The organism is Bacillus sp. FSL K6-6540 (genome assembly GCF_038007545.1).
The window spans coordinates 7,118,539-7,137,531 of record NZ_JBBOXH010000001.1 but is presented as its reverse complement, the minus strand read 5'-3'; the positions used below and the strand labels follow the sequence as shown (position 1 = coordinate 7,137,531).

Annotated in this window: 18 protein-coding genes; 15 read left to right on the top strand and 3 right to left on the bottom strand. The window is 44.4% G+C overall.

All coding sequences use genetic code 11. The features are described 5' to 3' along the window. The first annotated feature begins 310 nt into the window (after window positions 1–310). The 3 genes from MHH82_RS32125 to MHH82_RS32115 all read left to right on the top strand — a co-directional run bounded on the left by MHH82_RS32125 (window position 311) and on the right by MHH82_RS32115 (window position 3,668). Complete coding sequence (locus tag MHH82_RS32125) at window positions 311–1,657, top strand: AAA family ATPase (RefSeq protein ID WP_340969661.1); 1,347 nt, start codon at window positions 311–313, stop codon at window positions 1,655–1,657. A gap of 4 nt (window positions 1,658–1,661) precedes the next feature. Further along, the gene (locus MHH82_RS32120; RefSeq protein WP_340969658.1) at window positions 1,662–2,735 is read left to right on the top strand and encodes a hypothetical protein; all 1,074 of its coding nucleotides are present in this window, start codon (window positions 1,662–1,664) and stop codon (window positions 2,733–2,735) included. 510 nt (window positions 2,736–3,245) lie between these two features. Further along, complete coding sequence (locus MHH82_RS32115) at window positions 3,246–3,668, top strand: DoxX family protein (protein WP_340969656.1); 423 nt, start codon at window positions 3,246–3,248, stop codon at window positions 3,666–3,668. 431 nt (window positions 3,669–4,099) lie between these two features. On the opposite strand, the gene MHH82_RS32110 is transcribed toward MHH82_RS32115, so the two are convergent. Continuing rightward, a complete protein-coding gene (locus MHH82_RS32110) occupies window positions 4,100–4,651 on the bottom strand; it encodes a sugar O-acetyltransferase (protein WP_340969653.1) in 552 nt (183 codons plus the stop codon). 360 nt (window positions 4,652–5,011) lie between these two features. Here MHH82_RS32110 and MHH82_RS32105 point away from each other — a divergent pair, with 360 nt between their 5' ends. After that, window positions 5,012–5,416, top strand: coding sequence for a VOC family protein (locus MHH82_RS32105; protein WP_340969651.1), 405 nt, complete (start codon window positions 5,012–5,014; stop codon window positions 5,414–5,416). Window positions 5,417–5,763: 347 nt separating this feature from the next. Here the strand turns inward: MHH82_RS32105 and MHH82_RS32100 are convergent, their stop codons facing one another. Beyond that, window positions 5,764–6,870 carry a PRK06851 family protein gene (locus MHH82_RS32100; RefSeq protein WP_340969648.1) on the bottom strand — a complete coding sequence of 369 codons (1,107 nt, stop codon included), beginning with the start codon at window positions 6,868–6,870 and terminating at the stop codon, window positions 5,764–5,766. Window positions 6,871–7,188: 318 nt separating this feature from the next. Here MHH82_RS32100 and pnuC point away from each other — a divergent pair, with 318 nt between their 5' ends. From pnuC to MHH82_RS32075, 5 genes are all read left to right on the top strand, one after another. Beyond that, window positions 7,189–7,860 carry a nicotinamide riboside transporter PnuC gene (gene pnuC / locus MHH82_RS32095; RefSeq protein WP_251502092.1) on the top strand — a complete coding sequence of 224 codons (672 nt, stop codon included), beginning with the start codon at window positions 7,189–7,191 and terminating at the stop codon, window positions 7,858–7,860. Then, window positions 7,857–8,891 carry an AAA family ATPase gene (locus MHH82_RS32090; RefSeq protein ID WP_145039721.1) on the top strand — a complete coding sequence of 345 codons (1,035 nt, stop codon included), beginning with the start codon at window positions 7,857–7,859 and terminating at the stop codon, window positions 8,889–8,891. Before pnuC ends, MHH82_RS32090 begins: the two co-directional genes overlap by 4 nt. A 48-nt stretch (window positions 8,892–8,939) precedes the next feature. Continuing rightward, window positions 8,940–9,824 (top strand): NUDIX hydrolase, encoded by an 885-nt coding sequence (locus MHH82_RS32085; RefSeq protein ID WP_145039719.1) that lies wholly within the window; start codon window positions 8,940–8,942, stop codon window positions 9,822–9,824. A gap of 3 nt (window positions 9,825–9,827) precedes the next feature. Next, complete coding sequence (locus MHH82_RS32080) at window positions 9,828–10,382, top strand: NADAR family protein (RefSeq protein ID WP_015738077.1); 555 nt, start codon at window positions 9,828–9,830, stop codon at window positions 10,380–10,382. Window positions 10,383–10,456: 74 nt separating this feature from the next. Then, window positions 10,457–10,864 carry a DUF7668 domain-containing protein gene (locus MHH82_RS32075; protein WP_145039716.1) on the top strand — a complete coding sequence of 136 codons (408 nt, stop codon included), beginning with the start codon at window positions 10,457–10,459 and terminating at the stop codon, window positions 10,862–10,864. Window positions 10,865–11,129: 265 nt separating this feature from the next. On the opposite strand, the gene MHH82_RS32070 is transcribed toward MHH82_RS32075, so the two are convergent. After that, the gene (locus MHH82_RS32070) at window positions 11,130–12,314 is read right to left on the bottom strand and encodes an ROK family transcriptional regulator (protein WP_235201598.1); all 1,185 of its coding nucleotides are present in this window, start codon (window positions 12,312–12,314) and stop codon (window positions 11,130–11,132) included. A gap of 322 nt (window positions 12,315–12,636) precedes the next feature. Here MHH82_RS32070 and MHH82_RS32065 point away from each other — a divergent pair, with 322 nt between their 5' ends. The 6 genes from MHH82_RS32065 (at window position 12,637) to MHH82_RS32040 (ending at window position 18,948) form a co-directional block, all read left to right on the top strand. Beyond that, window positions 12,637–13,221 carry a YdcF family protein gene (locus MHH82_RS32065; RefSeq protein ID WP_036659531.1) on the top strand — a complete coding sequence of 195 codons (585 nt, stop codon included), beginning with the start codon at window positions 12,637–12,639 and terminating at the stop codon, window positions 13,219–13,221. A gap of 195 nt (window positions 13,222–13,416) precedes the next feature. Then, entirely contained in the window at window positions 13,417–14,892 is a 1,476-nt protein-coding gene (locus MHH82_RS32060) for an ABC transporter substrate-binding protein (protein ID WP_145039710.1), read from the top strand. A 141-nt stretch (window positions 14,893–15,033) separates the two neighbouring features. Then, a complete protein-coding gene (locus MHH82_RS32055) occupies window positions 15,034–15,984 on the top strand; it encodes a carbohydrate ABC transporter permease (protein WP_340969633.1) in 951 nt (316 codons plus the stop codon). A gap of 29 nt (window positions 15,985–16,013) precedes the next feature. Beyond that, entirely contained in the window at window positions 16,014–16,850 is an 837-nt protein-coding gene (locus MHH82_RS32050; RefSeq protein ID WP_015738071.1) for a carbohydrate ABC transporter permease, read from the top strand. Beyond that, window positions 16,847–17,611: a Cof-type HAD-IIB family hydrolase gene (locus tag MHH82_RS32045; RefSeq protein ID WP_036659529.1), complete on the top strand. Its 765-nt coding sequence runs from the start codon at window positions 16,847–16,849 to the stop codon at window positions 17,609–17,611. The genes MHH82_RS32050 and MHH82_RS32045 overlap by 4 nt, the downstream gene beginning before the upstream one ends. Before the next feature lie 230 nt (window positions 17,612–17,841). Continuing rightward, window positions 17,842–18,948, top strand: coding sequence for an SGNH/GDSL hydrolase family protein (locus MHH82_RS32040; RefSeq protein ID WP_015738069.1), 1,107 nt, complete (start codon window positions 17,842–17,844; stop codon window positions 18,946–18,948). Window positions 18,949–18,993: the final 45 nt, after the last annotated feature.

The window sequence follows — 18,993 nt, the reverse complement described above, 5'->3', positions numbered from 1 at the left end:
GATCTTTTATAATCGCTCTATAAGTAATTGGGTGAACCGTATCACAAGTAGAGGGGACTGATGGTACCAATCGCTTAAGGCTCGAGGAGAATAGTTACCCTACTAGAGATGAGGCCACATAAAAGTAAGATTGTTGCTTAGGTGGCCTTGTGACAGTATGTTGCATTGAAATATCACGTAAAGTTTCAAAGCTCTCCCCAAGATCGTTTATAACGTGTGGATGTAAGTTCCTGTATGTGGTAAATTGATTTGAAACGACTTTAAAATGTTTACACCTTACCCTATATCATTTGAGAGTGGTGATTTTCATTTGTTTATTAATAAGTTGAAAATATTGCGGTTTAAGGGCTTTAATGAATTTGACTTAACATTCTCAAAACCAAATTATAATTATTTTGAAAAGCTGAACCTATCTATATTGGTTGGAGAAAATGGGACTGGGAAAAGCACAATTTTACAAGCCTTAACACAAATCTTTTGTCCTACAGAGCGGAATAAGAAGCCTAATCGATTAGAGATAGATTTTCAAATAAGTTATGATATTGATGGTATGGAAGTGTATTATCAATCAAATGAAAAATACCCAGATTATTTCCCGCCGAAAATAATAGTCTCAACATTTTCTGTATTCGATCCATTTACAAAGTATTCATACTTCCCCACTCGGATCAAATATAGAGAAAAGGAAAGTTCTAACCATGAAGCTAACTATGTATATTGCGGACCTTTAGAGTCGAGACATTCATCTTTGGATTCAGTTGTTAATGCAATTATTAAAACAATCTATTTTTCTGAAGCCGATATAAAACAACAAAAATGTTATTATGACTTGCTACATAAGACGGGTTACCGGGAAGCTGTGTGGTTTGAGTTTGTTAGAAATCACCACATTTTAAATAAAAAGGTTAATGAGTTATATAATGAAGCCTCATTAGACATTGCTAGAGAATATTACGAAAAACTAATGTTATTAATAAGACAAAAGAAATTTCGTATTCCACCCCAAGGCCTTTCAGCGGGAAGGGCTCTTATTTCAGTTGAGGATTTTGGGAAAGAATTATCATATTTGTATTACAAGATGCTGGATTTAGATTTAGATACATTAATAAAAGACATTTGGTTTGTCAGTCTTGATGATCAGATTGTTCCACTATCAGATATGAGTTCGGGACAATTAACCATGCTATTCCGATTCTTACCACTTACGGTTGAAATGGATGATAATGCTTTGGTATTAATCGATGAGCCAGAAACTCATTTGCATCCTTTATGGGAACAAGAATTTATTGAATATTTAGTTCAATTATTCAACGAATTTAATTCTCATATTATTATAGCAACGCATTCGCCAATTATTGCCTCAGATGTACCAATGGAAAGTATAATTGGATTAATTAATAAGAATGGCCAATTGCATCAACTACCACCAATGGATAGAACTCTTGGAGGTCATGCAAGTGAAATATTACGTGATGTATTTCACCTCGATAAAATTACTGGGAAATTCTCGTCAAAGAAGTTACTTTTAATTGAAGAGCTTATTCTTTCCAAAGATACTGTGAAAATAGAGAAGGCGCGCAGAATTTATAATGACCTAAGTACAACAATGGAAAAATACGAACTATTTAAAAAGTATAAAGATATATTAGGAGATTAAAAAAATGAGGCGTGTCAGATTGTCAGCTGAATATCGCATTTACAAATTTACAGATCATTTCATTAAAGATATATTGAGGTGGGCCATTGAAAACCCTCGGTTAAATGACATTCGGGATATCCCAAATACGAGAATGAGTCCTAAATTAAGACTTCTCACAGAATATTCGCATTATAAGCGAATAAAACAAGATATGAAGGCGCTATCAGAATGCACAGAAATAAAAAAAGTATATCGCCATTATCTTTATGTTACAAAAAAATACCGGGAAATTATACGAGGTAAGGTAAAGTTAATACCATTACTCGATCAAGCGACGATTGATTGTATAAAGCCTATTTTCGATTACTTTTATGAAACACTAATCGACAATGAGTATTTCTGGAAGGTTTATAATTCGGGAAACTTGTATAAAACAAAAAACCAAGTAAGAGATAGGATTAGTGAAGGGAAGAGCGTTTGTCCATATTGCGATTTAGTGGATATTGATTCATCTTTAACAACAAATATGGATCATTTCCTTCCCAAATCATTCTTCCCCTATTTAAGTATGTATTGGGAAAACCTCATATGCGCTTGTTCTATCTGTAATGGCAATCAGGTGAAACATCATCGATGGGTAATTCCTATACTACATCCGTATTTTGATAATATCCAACATTCCATTCGCTTTAATTTTGATGCTAATAATAGGAGAATAGGGTTAGTAGCATTAAAAAACGTTAGTAGTATTCCTAAAAGTAAATTAAGAGGGAATAATTTCATAAAATTACTAAAGCTCAATACACGTTACATTAGATTATGGGATTATGTTGATAAGGAATATAATGAACTTAAATTAGCAGTAGAGGCTCATTACCATCGTAATAAGCATGAAGAAAAAAATCTATCAATAATCTTCAAAGATAGTGTGCAGTATAGGAAAGATTTTAATATAAATTATTTAGGGAAATTAACACATATGAAACTCAAAATAGATTATTGTGATCATTTTCAGAAAAATGAAGAGGAAAATATGATTGAATACCTTAGTATGGAAAGAAGAGCCTATCTATCAAAAATAGCTCAACTGAGATAAAAACATTTCATATACTAGAGCAGCGAGAACCTACAGAAAATAGCAACCCTATTGAAGGTGAAAAGAAAAGATGTATTATTCCTTTGTAGTTAGCTTCGAGGTAACAAGTGAAAAAACCAAAATATATGATGCAATAAGAGCTGAAGTAGGGATGGTAATTAAAACGAAAAAGAGATTGAAGTTGACTATCAACAATAGAGGTGATACACGAATCGAACATGCTCTGAAAAGCCGCTAAAAGATGCCAATATGAAAGAACATGTGATTTGCATATCTACATAGGTTTCAGATTTTGTCTTAATGTATTAGAAGAGACGAGAGAACTGTTCGGATAGCGGACAAAGATACTGTATATGTTTATCCCCCTAGTGATGGATTCTAGGGGGATATTTTGTAGTGCCATTGTTTTCTAAAACAGTATCATCAATTGACATGATTAATGATTATGATAAACACATCAAATAGGAAAAGGCATTTGGCCAAATCCAAAAGGGAGTGTTTATGATGGAAATGAGTGCGACTATTGGAAATGAAAAAAACACGAAGGTAGAATCCCGCTCAATTGGACGGAAGGCCGCTTATTGGACTGTTACCATTATACTTGCATTCTCAATGGCATTAAGCGGGATCGGACAGCTGATGCGCTATGGAGGAAATGTTGATTTAGTGGCCGATATTGGTTTCCCGTTATATGTCACGAACATTCTTGGAGCTTGGAAGTTGCTTGGAGTCATTGCGATTATAATGCCAGGTTTGCCCCGGGTTAAGGAATGGGCCTATAGCGGTATCTTTTTTCTCATGACGGGTGCGGCTTTATCTCATGCGTTTGCCAATGATTACGGCGATTACGGATTCCATGTCATCCTTCCGCTTGTCTATGCTGCGCTTGGCATCGCTTCCTGGGCGTTGCGTCCGAAAAGCCGTAGACTTTAATGGACATAAAGGGGTTAAAGGCTAGATGCAAATGTTTATATCGTTGATTGAAGTAGTAGAACTAGCTGGTTTACTTGTGAATGGCACCCTGATTATGAAATGCTAAAAGTGAAGTAATGATAAAAGTATGAAGATGGTTACCCAGAAATGCTGGTTCAACATGATTACAATTATCCTTTTGGTTTTGGATCACTCTATATCTTTCGCTATACAGGGGCGACCGAGATACACCCCCTGTAGCAGGCTTTTGGCAGATTTCTTGATTTCGCTTTATAGATGTTAAGCTGAGCCGTATCATAAATAGGGCGAAAAAGGAGGGAGTGTGTACGCCCTCCCTCCTTGCTAGCACTGATTCTTATCAAGTATCTACTTCACCTTATGCCACAAAGGCTCAACTAAAACTATGCGGCATAATAAAGTCTGTGTGACAATTAAAGTGAGCGGATTGCCGTACAAGGGTTGCCGACAGCCAAGGTGTTCGGCGGAATATCCTTAGTAACAACACTGCCTGCACCGATTACACTATTCGCGCCGATCGTTACGCCTGGCAATATGATGGCTCCGGCACCGATCCAGACATTGTCGCCAATCGTGACAGGAGCTGTGTATTCTAGTCCCGCCAAACGTCGCTCCACATCCATCGCGTGATTTTCCGTTATGATACAAACATTGGGGGCGATAAATACGTTGTCTCCAATCGTAATGAATCCGCTGTCCATAAGTTTGCAGTTGAGATTAATGAAGCAATTATTGCCCAGCGTGGTATTATACCCATAAGTACAAAAAAGCTGCTGCTCCACAACACAATTTTCGCCGACCTTACCAAGTAATTCGCGTATAGCGGCACGTCGTAAATCGCGCTCCAGTGGGTGTAGATTGTTGTAGTCGTACAGTTTCTTCACAGTGACATCACGGTCCGCAACAAGCTCTGGGTCATTAGGTTGGTATAACAAGCCAGCATGTGATTTTTCTTTTTCAGTCATTTCAGACACCTCGTAAAATATTTGATTTCTCTCGCTAATTCTGTGCTTTCTCGGCAAAGTGTGTCATTTCGTCATATTTAATACTATAGGTACAACTTCTAGACTGCAATCGTGAACTCCATATTGTTATAAGTTAGGAACACAAAAAGACCTCTCTGTTTCATCAGTAGAGGGGTCAATGGCTTAAAAGTACTCTTCGTGAGGAAGCCAAAAAATTCTAAAACGCTACTGACATAACGTTGTCAGTAGCGTTCTTTTATAATTGGACATGTAAATGTAAAGGAGATAGATAATTAAAATATATGTTCTACAACGGCTGTGGGACACAGCTAAACCTATTATTAGGAAGGATGATATCTAGTGAATTTCGCTTCTATACGCATCATTACTGACGACGTGGATCGTCTCGTCGAGTTCTATGAGAAAGTCATGGGGGTTTCGGCGGAGCGACCCGCGCCTGTATTTGCCGAACTCGTTGTGCCATCATGCACCCTTGCAATCGGCCACTCCCAGACGGCGCAGCTATTCGGCGCCGGTTCCGTAGTGGGCGCCAATAATCGCACGGTCATTATCGAGTTCCGGGTCGACGATGTCGAAGCCGAATATGTGCGCTTGAAGCCATTTATCGATCATTGGGTAAAGGAACCGACCATGATGCCGTGGGGGAACCGTTCTATGCTGTTCCGCGATCCCGATGGCAACCTTCTTAACCTCTTCGAGCCGGTGACCGAGGATGCGATTAAACGGTTTAGAGGTAGACATTGACGGGCCGTAAAGGATGGCCTTCAAACTTGCCGTTACAGACAACGCGTTGAGCCGTAAGTATAAGTAACGGCGAAAATTAGATGCAAATTGGTAACCGAATTAAAAATATCCCTGTATACGACACACGTTATAGTGTGTCTCGCATAACGGGAAAACGGCGAATGTACACGCAGATCATAGAGATGTATTCATGAATAAAGGGAGAGCGCTCCGTTGCTGTCCCATACGCACAGTCGTTTTGGAGAAGACCATAGGAGAAGCGGAAGCAGATTCAATCTCAAACGGGGCTCAGCTTGTTTTAGACTGCTGAGCCCCGTCTGAAATCGACGCTTTTGGGTGGGATCTTATTATGAAGGCTGAATGGAGCCGATCAGTTCATTCAATTCGGACTGTAATTGCAGATGGAGTTTCTCTACGATCGAAAAATCGGTGGCCGCAACATAGTAGGCCTTAATTTGAGAATCGATGGCTTCGGCTTCGGCCAGATGGGAGGTGGCCTCTTTCATTTTTGCCGAATAGCGTGCTTTGATACCGGCTATTTCGGCAGCGTGGGCTTCATCTGTTCCAGGAGCTATAGTCCGTATATACATATCAAGGATCTCATCCCCGTCCCGATCCGGAAAGTATTCATGCGGAGCAGTACTGTCGAAGATAGCTGTTCGCAGCTCCGGGAATATCAGCATATCCAGACTGTTCGGATCAAAGCCGCAATGAAACACTTGAACGTCGATTCCTTTCTGTTCGGCAGCGGAGGCAAGCTTTTTCAGCAGCGTCGATTTGCCGGATCCCGCCCTTCCTTTGATGAAAATCCGTCTTTCCAGCTGAGCGGTCAAGCTTTGAATAAAATCGAATGCCCCCCTCGGAGTCGCAGCTCCGAAAAATAAGTGACGCGAAGCGGTTGGCGTATCGCTTTCATGACCGGCGTATAATTCTTGAATCAAATCCTGCGCAATCTGGTCGGCCTTCGCGAAATCCATATTTTCGATATAATATTTTTCCCACTCGTCATGAATCCGCAATGCCGTTGCGAACGTTTCATACGCATTTGAGTAGGCACTCTCAAGCTTGCCTCTAAGATCTTCTATCGTGATGAAGTCTTCCGATGAAATAAGGCTGTTATCAAACGCTTCCTCGAAATGGATAAAGGCGATTTCCCTAGCCCCGCTATCCGATATCCCCTTACAGACTCGCCCGTCGACAATACCCACCTTCAATTCCGTAAAAATGATGCCATCCAATTCGTCGGGACGGAGAGGGGAGTGGAAGCACTGCACATGCAAGCCTTGATCAAGCAGGCTATCCGCCAAGCTTTGCATGACCGTCGATTTCCCCGTGCCTTGGGGCCCCGTAAGGACAAATATCTTGTTCAGCCCACCAAATGCGGATGTATACAAGAAATGAGCCCCGCGCGCAGTGTTGCCGTGGGCAAAATAGTGAGATGATTGTAGTACCAACCTACACACTCCTTTGTGCCTATTCCGATTTGCCAAGTTTACAGAATAAGCATGATTGGGATAAGTGCCTATATATTTGTATATTCCGTGTTGTAACAAGTGGTGTTCGTCCTCTCCCATGTTTTTCGTTATCTGTTGACCGGGCTACAGAAGGTAAAAATCAAACCTGCGATAAATGGGCAGATTTCACTTGCCCTGCGCAGGCTTTTCTGTTATTTTTGATAGTAACAAAATGTTATTAACAAAATGATACTAAGTATTGACTGAGTGGTTTCGCTCTATAAACCAGTGAAGAAAGCAGAGGGATGTATTGTGAAGATGGTTGCGCGCGGCTGGAACCTGTTCGAAATCGCTTGGTTGGCGCTGTTTACCTCGATTGCGGTGGGATTTACGGTGATGTCCAAGGATTCTTTATTCGGATTTACCGTTTTTATTACCGGGGTGCTATGCGTGGTGCTTGCGGCGAAGGGCAACCTGATGAGCTATGTTTTCGGCATGTACAATACCATCGGTTACGCTTATCTCGCCTATATTAACGGGTTGTTTGGAGAGGTTATGCTGAATCTGCTGTTCTTCGTTCCGATGAACGTCATTGGCTTCTACATGTGGAAAAATCACCGCCAAGACGGCAAGCTGATCATGCGCCAAATGGAGCTTAGAGGTCTGCTTCTCGTTGGGGCAGTCTGTGTATTAGGCTGTTTGCTGCTGGGATATGGGCTATCGTTCATCCCGGGACAGAACTCGCCTTACATCGATGCGACTACGACGGTGCTGTCCGTTGTGGCCACCTTTTTAATGGTCCGCAGATTCAAGGAACAATGGCTGGTCTATATTGTGTTGAATTTGTTTACGGTGCTGCTGTGGGCAATTCGATTGCTGGAGGGCAGCAGCGAAGGCATGCTGATGATCGTCATGTGGAGCGCGTATTTGGTCAATGCGGTATACGGGTATTACAATTGGAACAAAGGGGCCAAGGAGGTGGCGGCATGAAAACGCTCGGATTAACGCTGGGGAAGTTTGCCCCGCTGCATAAAGGCCATCAGTTCATGATCGAAACGGCGCTGCAAGAGGTCGATGAATTAATCGTGGTCATTTACGAGACGCCGGTCACTCCGATCCCGCTTCATATCCGGGCGAATTGGATACGGCGACTATACCCGGCAGTCCGGGTTATCGAAGCTTGGGACGGACCGGACGGGTATTCGGATGACCGAGAGCATGAGGTTCGGGAAGAACAGTATATACTCGGTTTATTGAACGGCGAGCAAGTCACGCATTTTTACTCGAGCGAGTTTTACGGCAGGCATATGAGTCTCGCTTTGGGCTCGGTCGACCGGCGGGTCGATGAAGCCCGCGAGCGGGTTCCGATCTCTGCAACCATGATCCGTTCCGACCCATATAAGTACAGGGAGTTCATAAGTGATATTGTGTACCGGGACTTAATCACGAAGGTGGTATTTGTTGGGGCGATGTCGACGGGGAAGTCGACGATCACCGAAGCGCTGGCAAGACGGTATAACACGACCTACGCGAGCGAATACGGACGCGATTACTGGACCGAGCATCAGGTGGACCGCAGAATCGGCCTAGAGGCGTTCGATGAAATCGCAGTGGGTCATATCGAGCGTGAAGAGCAGGCTTTGCTTGCGGCGAATCGATTCCTGTTCGTTGATACCAATGCGATTACGACATATATGTTCGCCTTGGATTACCACGGCCGGGCCCCGGAGCTATTGACCCGAATTGCTCTGGAGAACGCGCAGCGCTACGATCTGTTCTTCTTGTGCGACGATGATATTCCTTACGACGATACGTGGGATCGAAGCGGGGATCAGAAGCGGCATGTTTTTCATAAACAGATCATCGCGGATTTGAAGGAGCGGCGCATCCCCTACATTACGCTGCGGGGGAGCCTGGAAGAGCGCATGCGCAAGGTAGACGAGGTGCTGGCAAAGTTCGAGCCCTATCGAAACTATTTCGGGGAGCTAAAACGTTTAGAATTAGATGCATGCAGGGAGTAAAATGAACCCATAACCTCATTAGAATCAAAAAACAAGGAGGCGCACCCATTGGATTTGTTGGATCGGAACGGACTTACGGAACGCGAATTTTTGGAGCAGTACCGGGCAGGAGATTACGAGCGGCCTTCGGTGGCAGCCGATATGGTGATCTTCACGGTTACGGATGAGGAAGCTGACAGCTATCGGAAATTACCGGAAAAGGAGCTCCGCATCCTGCTCATCCGCCGGGGAGGTCACCCCTTCCTGGGGAAATGGGCGCTGCCTGGCGGCTTTGTCCAGCCGAGCGAGACGACTGAGCAGGCCGCTGCAAGGGAATTGCGTGAGGAAACCGGCGTGGACGACGTTTATTTGGAGCAGTTGTATACGTTCAGCGATATCGGGCGAGATCCCCGAACCTGGGTGATGAGCTGCAGCTACATGGCTCTGATCAACAGCGACAAGTTGGAGCTTAGAGCGGGAGACGATGCGGCCGACGCCTCTTGGTTCAAGGTCTCCTATCGGCTGCTGCGGGAGCAGAAAGAGTTGATGGAGGACGGATACGTCAAGACGCTGGAGTATGAACTCAAGCTAAGCGGTGAAGAGGAGCTTTCGGCGGTCGTGGCCAGAACGTTGACAGTGAAGACGACATCGACTAGCACGGAGTATAAGATCGTATCGAATGACGGATTGGCCTTCGACCATGCGAAGATTATAGCGTGCGCGATCGAGCGGCTGCGGGGAAAAGTGAATTATACCGATATTGCGCTGCACTTAATGCCAAAGCTTTTTACCTTGACGGAACTGCAGCAGGTTTATGAGGTTATTATGGATAAAGAGCTATTGAAGGCGGCCTTCCGGCGCAAGGTGGCCGATCTCGTGGCGGAGACCGATCATTACACCGAAAATGCGGGACATCGGCCATCCCGGTTGTATCGGAGAAAAGTGGAGGATTAAAGGATGATTTACAATCTCGATGAGCTAAGAAAAGCTTATAACGAAGGAAAAACGTTCAAATATGTATTCTTTTGGGGCCATACGCCGCCTAAGGACGGGAGCGTCGACAAAAGCTGCTTCAGCCAGTGGTGGATGTGCCCGTTCACGGTAGAGGGGACGGAGTATTCCTGTGCCGAGCAGTTTATGATGGCCGAGAAGGCAAGGCTGTTCGGCGACAACGAAATGCTGGAGTCGATCCTTACGGCTAAGCATCCCAAGGAGATGAAGGCTTATGGGCGCGCGGTCCGAAACTTTGACAAGGATACTTGGGACAAGGAATGCTACGGCATCGTCAAAAGAGCCAGCTTGGCCAAGTTTTCGCAGAATCCGGAGCTAGGCGATTATCTCAAGTCGACGAAGAACCGCATCCTCGTCGAAGCCAGCCCGCGGGACCGTATATGGGGGATCGGCATGGGCCAGTCCAATCCGGATGCGGAGAATCCCGTGAAATGGCGGGGCCGAAACCTGCTGGGGTTCGCGCTGACCGAAGCGCGGGACGAGTTGCTGCAGAGTGAGTAAGACATCGTGATGGAGTAGTGAAAGGGCGCTCTCCGTAAGATACATATTATTCTGGAGATAAAGGAGCACGTGGTATGATTAAACGGGTGTTAGGCAAAGAGGAAGATGTTATTCGTGCGTTCGCAAAAGAGATTGTTGACTCCATCGCAGATGGACGATATGAGGAAATTGCCCGAAACGTTGATGATATGCAGAATTGGGACATTGAGCTGTTAAAAGAGGTCATCGAGAGTTTTAAGGAAGATAATGAGTTGGAACAGATCGATCGGTTTGATGTAGAATGTACCTTTAGGCCTGTTTATAAAGACGGCAGTATTTATCAACAAGAATCTTTCTATCACTTTAACGATGGAAGCGGAATTGCTTACGAATATGCATTGACGACAGATGGCGAACCCAACGATTTGACTTTGAGCGTTGAGTTTCACTTTGAAGGTGACTATTTGAAAGTCATTTTTGAGAGTGGGATTACTGTACTTTAATAATATCGTATTTAAGAACAACAAGGTACCAAATACGGCTACGAATATGCACAGCTATTTGTTGGCTGATGCATCCTGCTGCTTGCAGGGGATTGTTCCTGATCTGAAGAAAAAGGCATAAGGATAAAGGTTATTGAAGCAGGCCATCTGCAAGTTTACAGAGGGCCTGCTTTTACTTATAGTCAAGAAATCAAGGTATCCTACCGTGCAAAAATCTAACCGGAGAACTCCATCCAAGGGGGAGAGAATTCATGAAGGGGCGCAATTAAAGAGATAAAGTATCCAGCGGTATTTCAAATGCACGTTTAATAACTAACCCGGCTGCAAGCTTGGTTTCATCCGGTTTGTCATGAAGGTGGATCAATTGTACGTTATTAACTGTCACAGGCAACTGGTGCATCACTCTAGCTTTAATCTCGTTGAACATTTCGGGACTGATGGTAGGAATGACTCGGCCAGTCATAAGCAGACTGTCTGGATTGATAAATGTAATGATATTGGTAACGGCGATCGCGATGCCATCGACAATTTTTTCGTACAAACCAAGGAACTTAGGATCTCCTGTTCTTATGCCTTCTGCGAACTCCTCTAGTGTGCATTTGATGGAAACACTAAGTCCGCTGCTGGAAGCCAGCGTCGTTAAGCATCCGGATCTGCCGCAATGGCAAGGATAGGCATCTTCTCCATAGAAGCCTTTATAATGCCCGAATTCACCTGCAACAAAGCTTGATCCTGCAATAATTTGTTTATCATGGACGATCGCGCCGCCTGTACCATAATCAAACTTGATGGTGATATTGTTATTGGAATCCTTCAAGCAGCCGTTCATATTCTCGTTGACAGAGAGAAGATTGACATCGTTCTCGATATACACGGGTATGTCATATTTGTCTTCAAGCAGCTGCTTGAGCGGCAGGCGATGAACGCCTATGCCGGGTGTCCGCAGAACGATGCCATGCTGAGAATCGACCAGGCCCTGCATACTGATTCCGATCCCTTTTACTTTGGAGGTGTTGGGCACCTGGGTGAGCAGCTCATCGATAACTTCATGCAACAGCTGCATCAGCACATCTATAGAACCATATTTGTTGCTCGTGCGTTCTGCGGATGCGACAGCTTCTTGACGCAGGTTGAACACTTTTCCGCGAATGTATTTGCCGGCGAGCTCAAGCCCGATGGCATAAAAATGGCCGCTGTTGATATGAAGGCCGACTCTTTTCCTTCCGCTACCTGCCTCCAAGTCGATAAGCTCCCCTGTCACGATTATTTTTTCCTTCAACAGGCGATTCACGATATTGGTTACCGTTTGTCTGCTTAGTCCGGTCTTTTCCGCAAGCTCTACGCGAGAGATCGGCCCCTCTGAATAAATGAGAAACAGAACCTTCTGCTGATTTATTGATTTTAATAACATATGGCTGGTTTGTTTAACCGAATCACTCACGATATGCATCCTCTTTCCAACAACGTTTTATATAATATAGATTCAAAACATTTGACAAATTAGGAACATACTTTGCTTCAAGTGTAGCATTAATAAGAGGCGAATAAAAGTTGCAAGTTCGTTTAATTCAGTGAACATACATTTTAAATTCCTAGAAAAACGATGATGGATGGCGATTTCATGCGTTAGGATACCATTAATACCACAATTCTCAATCCAAAAACAATAAAAAAAACGAAAAGAATTGTATTGACATTGTAATAAAAAAAGATATTATATTTGTAAACTGATTTGATTAAATACAACAAATTGACGCCTAGAGGAGTAAGTGATGGTATGGATTGGATGGATCATTGCAATAGCAGCGATGACGGTGCTGACTTACATATGCTGGCTGCATGCAGTTATGTTACAACCTGGTAAAGCAGACGCGCTTATTGTACTTGGCTATGTATCTAAAGACGGCCGAATACACCCGTTGCTTAAAGAAAGACTGGATGAAGCTTACAAACAATTTCGGCAATATGGGCACGAATATATTATTGTATCGGGGGGAGCGGTTGGTTCACGTCGCTCGGAAGCGGAGCTGATGAAGAAGTACCTGGTTGAGAAGGGCATCCCAGCAAAAAGAGTATTAAAAGAAGACAAGTCAAACAACACTGTTCAAAATTTAATCTTTAGCAAGCAATTGATGGAGCAGTACCAGCTAAAATCTTTTGTTATCATAACCAATTTATTTCATGTCCGCCGCACGAAGTATATTATGCATCGTCTTGGCATAAAAGGCGGATTCTACGCTAATCGAAGCCTTAGAAGCATTGTGGAATTCCAGCTTAAATTAACCTTTTTGGAGATTCGGGCATTTCGATTAACTCTCCCCATTATTAAGAGGGTCATTAATGATCAAAACAATTGACAAAAAGGTTGACAAATGACCAATTCGTAATTAAAATGAAAGCGTTTACAGAATATTATGGAGGTGAGGCTTAGCAGTCTAAAGCCAGTACTTATTTACAAATTATTTACCCTGACTTGATTGCTGATTAACAAAACATAGTTATGCTTAAATAGTTAATCCAATTTATTTATTAATTAACGGGGGAGCGAAATAATGTTGAATGGAAAAATGAAACGATTCATGAGCACGGGTGTTGCAGCGGTATTATCTTTAACCATGCTGGCTGGTTGCGGTGGAAACAGCGGAAAGAACGGGGCTAGTCCAAGTACAACTCCTGCTGGTTCGGATAAGCCGGGTGTATCAGCAGAAGTAGAAGTTTATGAGAATGGATTGCCGAAGAATGAGGAAGTAACGCTAAAGGTAGGCTTTTTTGTAGGAGGATATGGCCGGGAGTGGTTCGATTATGCAGTTGAATCGTTCACAGCCAAGTATCCCAATGTCAAAATAGACATCACGGCTTCAGCTGATATGAAGACGATTCTTTCTACAAAAATCTCTGCGGGCAATGATAATGACATGTTTGATCTATTTAATACAGATCCAGCGGGAGGTATTGTGGGGCTCGCTGAAGCCGGCAAGCTTGAACCCATGGATGACATTTGGGAATACCCTCTTCCAGATGTGCCGGACAAAAAGGTCAAAGATCTTATGATGCCGGGCATGTACGAGTCAACGCAGCTGATCAATGGGAAAAGGTATGAATTTACTACGGCGAGCAGCTTTGGCGGGTTGTTTTTTAACAAAAAGCTATTCGAAGAGCATGGCTGGAACCAAAACCCGAACACATGGGATGAATTTAAAGCACTTCTCGCAGACATTAAAGCGGACGGCATTGCTCCCATAACGTTCCCGGGTATTCATCCAAGCTACCATAACTGGGCTTTCGGAACAGCCAAAAATTTTGAGCTGGCTGATATCAATGGCCATGTCGATGAATTTATCGAAAATTATAGAACCTATGCTCTGCCGCAATACACAAATCCGGAGACAGTTGAAACCTGGACGCGCATCTATGAGCTTGGCCAACAAGGATATTTTGCAGAAGGACTTCCGGCATTGAACCATACGCAATCGCAAATGCAGGTTATTCAGGGGCAAGCGGCGATGGTATCGACAGGGACGCATGTCGAGAATGAGATGAAGGAAGCAACACCCGAGGATTTCGATTGGGGCTTCATGGCTGTTCCTTTCAGAGATGACACAAATCAAACGCTTTGGATTCGAAGCGGAACTTCAAACTTCAACTATATCTGGGCAGCTAAGCCGGAGCTTAACAAAAAGTGGGCCAAAGAATTGATCACGTGGATGGTTACGCTTGAAAATCAACAATTTGCTGCTGAAAAAGCAGGCGCTTTGCCAATGCGCAAGGATTTGACGGAAGACCCTGCCAGAACGGCTAACCTTTCCAGTTCCGCCCAATCTGTTCTGAAGTACATTGCGGATAATAATGCTCAAACTTATAAAGCAAGCCGGTCTATCAGTATTTCGGATCCGAATCTTGCTCAAGCGGAAAAGTTATTGAATGAGAATATTGTTAAATTTGCTATGGGTATGCAGGATCCGAAACCGATTCTGGAGCAAGCCGAAGAGCTGCTGAAGAAAGCTGTAGAGGCTGAAAAGAAAAAATAAGACGTGATGGAGCGGGGAGGATTCATCTCCGCTCTTCCATTTTAACTTCTGCGACCCCATAGGCTACACGCTGAAAATGACTAATAGTACGTGTTCAAAAAGTCGGATTTTCACTTCCAGTAAGATAGGAGTTGATCTCTCGTGTCTGATTTAACCGCTGTGAAGACACCAAGGCCCTCTGTGCTGCGCAAACTGGGTCTTGATAAAGCGAATACGCAGAAGTGGATATTTCTGTTCATAGCCATTGTGCCTCCCTTTGGCGGATATTTGCTTTTCACGTTGTTTCCGAACATTTTATCCGTTTATTATGCGCTGCTTAATTGGGACGGGTTTACGGATGCAACGTTTGTCGGGTTGTCCAATTTCGTCACCGCATTTCAAGATAAATACGTGTGGCGCGCACTTACCCACAACTTGATTTTAATGATAACGGTGCCCTTCTTTGTTATTATCATCTCTTTGATACTTGCCTATTTAATTACAAATAAATCGTATAAAGAAAATAAGTTTTTGAAGATATTGTTTTTCTTTCCGAATGTTTTATCTACGGTCGTAGTCGCGCTCCTCTGGGCTTTTATTTATGACGGATCGTACGGTTTGCTGAATGGGCTTCTAAAGTTCATTGGCATTGATACCGGTAATTTCTATTGGTTGGGCAATGAAAACACGGCGCTTGCGTCGATTATCCCGGCATGGGTATGGGGCGGCGTCGGCTTGTACGTCATTATCTTTGCCAATGCGATGCTGGCGATTCCAAAGTCATTGTACGAGGCGGCGATTCTTGAAGGGGCCGGACATATGACGCGTTTGTTTAAAATTACAATGCCGCTTGTTACGCCCATTATTCGGGTCAGCGCTTTGTTCCTGGTCGTTGGCACGATGAAGGGCTTTGAAATCATCCTCATTATGACAAATGGGGGCCCATTCGGGTCGACGGATGTCATCGGCCTCTACATGTTTAACTTGGCTTTTGGCGTAGAGTATCGGAATTACGGCTACGCTTCCGCAGTCGGTATGATCCTGTTCGTCATATTAGTAACGGCAAAGCTGTTAATCGATAAATTTGTGCCGAACAAAGGCTACGAGTATTAGTTTCCATATGAAGTTCGGAGGGATAAAGTTTGAAGGAAAAACGAACGTTTATGGACGTTGTGTGGCGTGTGCTGCTTTATGCTTGGTCGCTGACCATATTATTTCCTTTAGTCTGGGTTATCTATGAATCGTTAAAAAGCAATCCTGAGTTTTTTAAAGATATATGGGCGCTGCCTTCGGAACTAAGATGGCAGAATTATTCGAAGGCTTGGAATCAATACGGTTTTGGGCAATCACTCTTAAATACCCTTTATTATGTTGGCGGAAGTCTGGTGCTTGGGCTTTTCTTTACGACAATTAACGCCTATGCGCTTACTCGAATGCAGTTCAAAGGCAGAAAATTGATTTGGGGCTTGATTATGTTGTCCCTGTTCCTGCCTGGCATCAATGCGCTTGTACCCCAGTATGTCATTATGCGGGAACTGAGTTTGACCAATAGCTTGACCGGATTAATTCTTCTGTCCAGTCTGGGTGAAAGCGTGTTCTATCTTATGCTGCTCGGAGGGTTTATGAGCTCTCTGCCGATGGAGCTTGAAGAGAGCGCAACGATGGATGGCGCTACATTATTCCAAAAGTTTTGGCGTGTTATCGTTCCTTTGTCTACACCGGGAATTGTAACCGTTGGCGTATTCAAGTTCTTAGGGTTCTATAACAATTTCTTAGCGCCGTTTATCTATTTGAGCGATCCCAAGAAATATCCCATTGCGGTGCAAATGTATTCTGCGAATAAGCAAATGGAGTTTACTGCGGATTGGGTAACTTTGTTTGCCGGTGTAACCATTGCGATGGTACCGTCCATTATTATTTATATCCTTTTCCAAAAACTTCTTATGGAAGGCGCGACCATGGGGGCGGTGAAGGGATGAATACTGCAGAGCAAGTGAAGGCGAAATATAAGCTGATTGCATTGGATCTGGACGGGACGCTTCTGACGGATGAAAAGCACATTACGGATGAGACCAAAAAGTGGCTTCAATATGCAGTAGATCAGGGTGTTAAAGTCATGTTCTCCACCGGGAGAGGTTTGCAAACTGCCAAGGGCTTTTGGGATGAGCTTGGGCTCGATTCCCCCATGGTGCTGCTCAATGGAGCAGAAGTTTGGGAGGGACCGGGCAGGCTTAAAAAGCGAGTCTTCCTCCCTCGGGACGCGGTCCGCGATATGCACGCCATTGCTGCCAAGCGGGGCGAGTGGTACTGGGGCTACAGCGTGGAAAGCTTGACGGGCGACAAGGATTGGACGCCGGAGATGTTCGAACGGGATTGGATGAAATTCGGCATTGGCAGTAATGATCAGCGGAAGCTTGCGGAAATTAAGGAAGAGCTGCTCAGTTGGGGCACGCTCGAGGTTACCCATTCGGCTCCTACTAATATGGAGATTTCAGTTAAAGGCATTACAAAGGAAAGCGGAGTGCGCGAGGTTTGTCAGACGCTGGGCTTCTCGATGTCCGATGTCATTGCTATGGGTGACAGTGATAATGACGCGAAGCTCCTGAAGGCGGCAGGTCTCGGTGTGGCGATGGCCAACGGTGAAGAGCATATCAAATCCATAGCGGACGTAATCACGGCTACCAACAACGAGGACGGCGTTGCTCAGGCGATTCGGAAATATGTATTCCAAATGGAGTAAACCCATCAAAGGTATTCTAATAGTGCGAGTTCAAAAAGTAGGATTTTCAGCACCGAGAAGGTTGGATGAAGGTAGGGAGTGAGGAGCGGAGCGTACGTTTTGGGTACGTGAGCACCGGAAGGCCCGGCTGAATTCAAGATTCGATGCCGAGTTACTTCTTGGCTCACTTCGTGATCAAAAGGCGACTTTTTGAACAACCTCTAGTAAATATAGTGAGGGAGTAGATATAGATGGCCGTACAATCGAAAGAGATAAACTTAGATCAACTGGGCGGAACGATATACCCGGAGACAACAAATGGCGAACAGTTGAGATGGCATTCTCCGCTGGAAGCGCCCTTTCACATCGCGGGCTTCCCTTGGCTTGCGCAGGATGGGATATACAGACGCCTGCCCTTGGCTTCCGGGGCTGTCTTGTCGCCCGCGGTTGATACGCTTGCTTATTGTACGGCAGGCGGACAAATTCGCTTTCGCACCAATTCTTCAAGGCTGGTCATAAGGGTACGTCTTGCCGGACCGGCCAATATGTATCATATGCCGCCTACAGGGCAGTGCGGGGTTGACTGCTATCTTGGAGAGCCGGGAGAGCAGAGCTTTATCACCACGGCTAGATTCAAACCAACGGAAAGTGAATATGAATCCCAGCTTTATCAGTGGGATTCAAAAAAAGATGTGGCCGTCACCTTAAATTTACCGCTCTATCAAGGGGTAGAAGAGGTGTGGATCGGTGTAGATAAGGATGCTGTCATAAGCGATGCACCTGCCTATGCTAGCAGTAGACCCGTTATTATATATGGAACTTCGATTACGCAAGGGGGATGCGCCTCCCGACCGGGTATGGCTTATTCTAATATTCTCAGCCGTATGATTCCGGTGGAGTTCGTCAATCTTGGCTTCTCGGGGAATGGAAAGGGCGAGCCGGAACTCGCGCATATCATGTCGGAAATCGATGATCCGGCTCTATTCATTCTTGATTATGAAGGGAATACGGGGGAGGCCGGAAACATCGCACGAACGCTGCCTGCCTTCATCCAAATTCTGAGAGACCGGCATCCAGAGGTTCCTATATTGGTAGTCTCCAGGATTAGTACTGCCGAAGACCAATTCTATATAGAGAGGAGGGATCTTAATGACCGCCGCAGGCTGATCCAGATCGAGAATGTGGAGCAGAGGCGGACAGAAGGAGACGCTAATATCCATTTCGTTGACGGTTTTAAGCTGCTGGGCGATGATTTCGTCAATGATTGTACGGTTGACGGAACACATCCAACGGACCTCGGATTTTTGCGCATGGCACAGTCGCTTGCACCTATCATTAAGCGATTGTTGAGACTGTGATGAACAAGACAGATGATATGAACAGCCTTCAGACTGCATTTTTTG

Excerpts from the sequence above, each read along its gene's own strand:
- MHH82_RS32120 (WP_340969658.1), top strand. The coding sequence starts at position 1,662 with ATGAGGCGTGTCAGATTGTCAGCTGAATATCGCATTTACAAATTTACA.
- MHH82_RS32115 (WP_340969656.1), top strand. The coding sequence starts at position 3,246 with ATGAGTGCGACTATTGGAAATGAAAAAAACACGAAGGTAGAATCCCGC.
- MHH82_RS32110 (WP_340969653.1), bottom strand. The coding sequence starts at position 4,651 with ATGACTGAAAAAGAAAAATCACATGCTGGCTTGTTATACCAACCTAAT.
- pnuC (WP_251502092.1), top strand. The coding sequence starts at position 7,189 with ATGGTTGCGCGCGGCTGGAACCTGTTCGAAATCGCTTGGTTGGCGCTG.
- MHH82_RS32090 (WP_145039721.1), top strand. The coding sequence starts at position 7,857 with ATGAAAACGCTCGGATTAACGCTGGGGAAGTTTGCCCCGCTGCATAAA.
- MHH82_RS32080 (WP_015738077.1), top strand. The coding sequence starts at position 9,828 with ATGATTTACAATCTCGATGAGCTAAGAAAAGCTTATAACGAAGGAAAA.
- MHH82_RS32075 (WP_145039716.1), top strand. The coding sequence starts at position 10,457 with ATGATTAAACGGGTGTTAGGCAAAGAGGAAGATGTTATTCGTGCGTTC.
- MHH82_RS32070 (WP_235201598.1), bottom strand. The coding sequence starts at position 12,314 with ATGCATATCGTGAGTGATTCGGTTAAACAAACCAGCCATATGTTATTA.
- MHH82_RS32065 (WP_036659531.1), top strand. The coding sequence starts at position 12,637 with ATGGTATGGATTGGATGGATCATTGCAATAGCAGCGATGACGGTGCTG.
- MHH82_RS32060 (WP_145039710.1), top strand. The coding sequence starts at position 13,417 with ATGTTGAATGGAAAAATGAAACGATTCATGAGCACGGGTGTTGCAGCG.
- MHH82_RS32045 (WP_036659529.1), top strand. The coding sequence starts at position 16,847 with ATGAATACTGCAGAGCAAGTGAAGGCGAAATATAAGCTGATTGCATTG.
- MHH82_RS32040 (WP_015738069.1), top strand. The coding sequence starts at position 17,842 with ATGGCCGTACAATCGAAAGAGATAAACTTAGATCAACTGGGCGGAACG.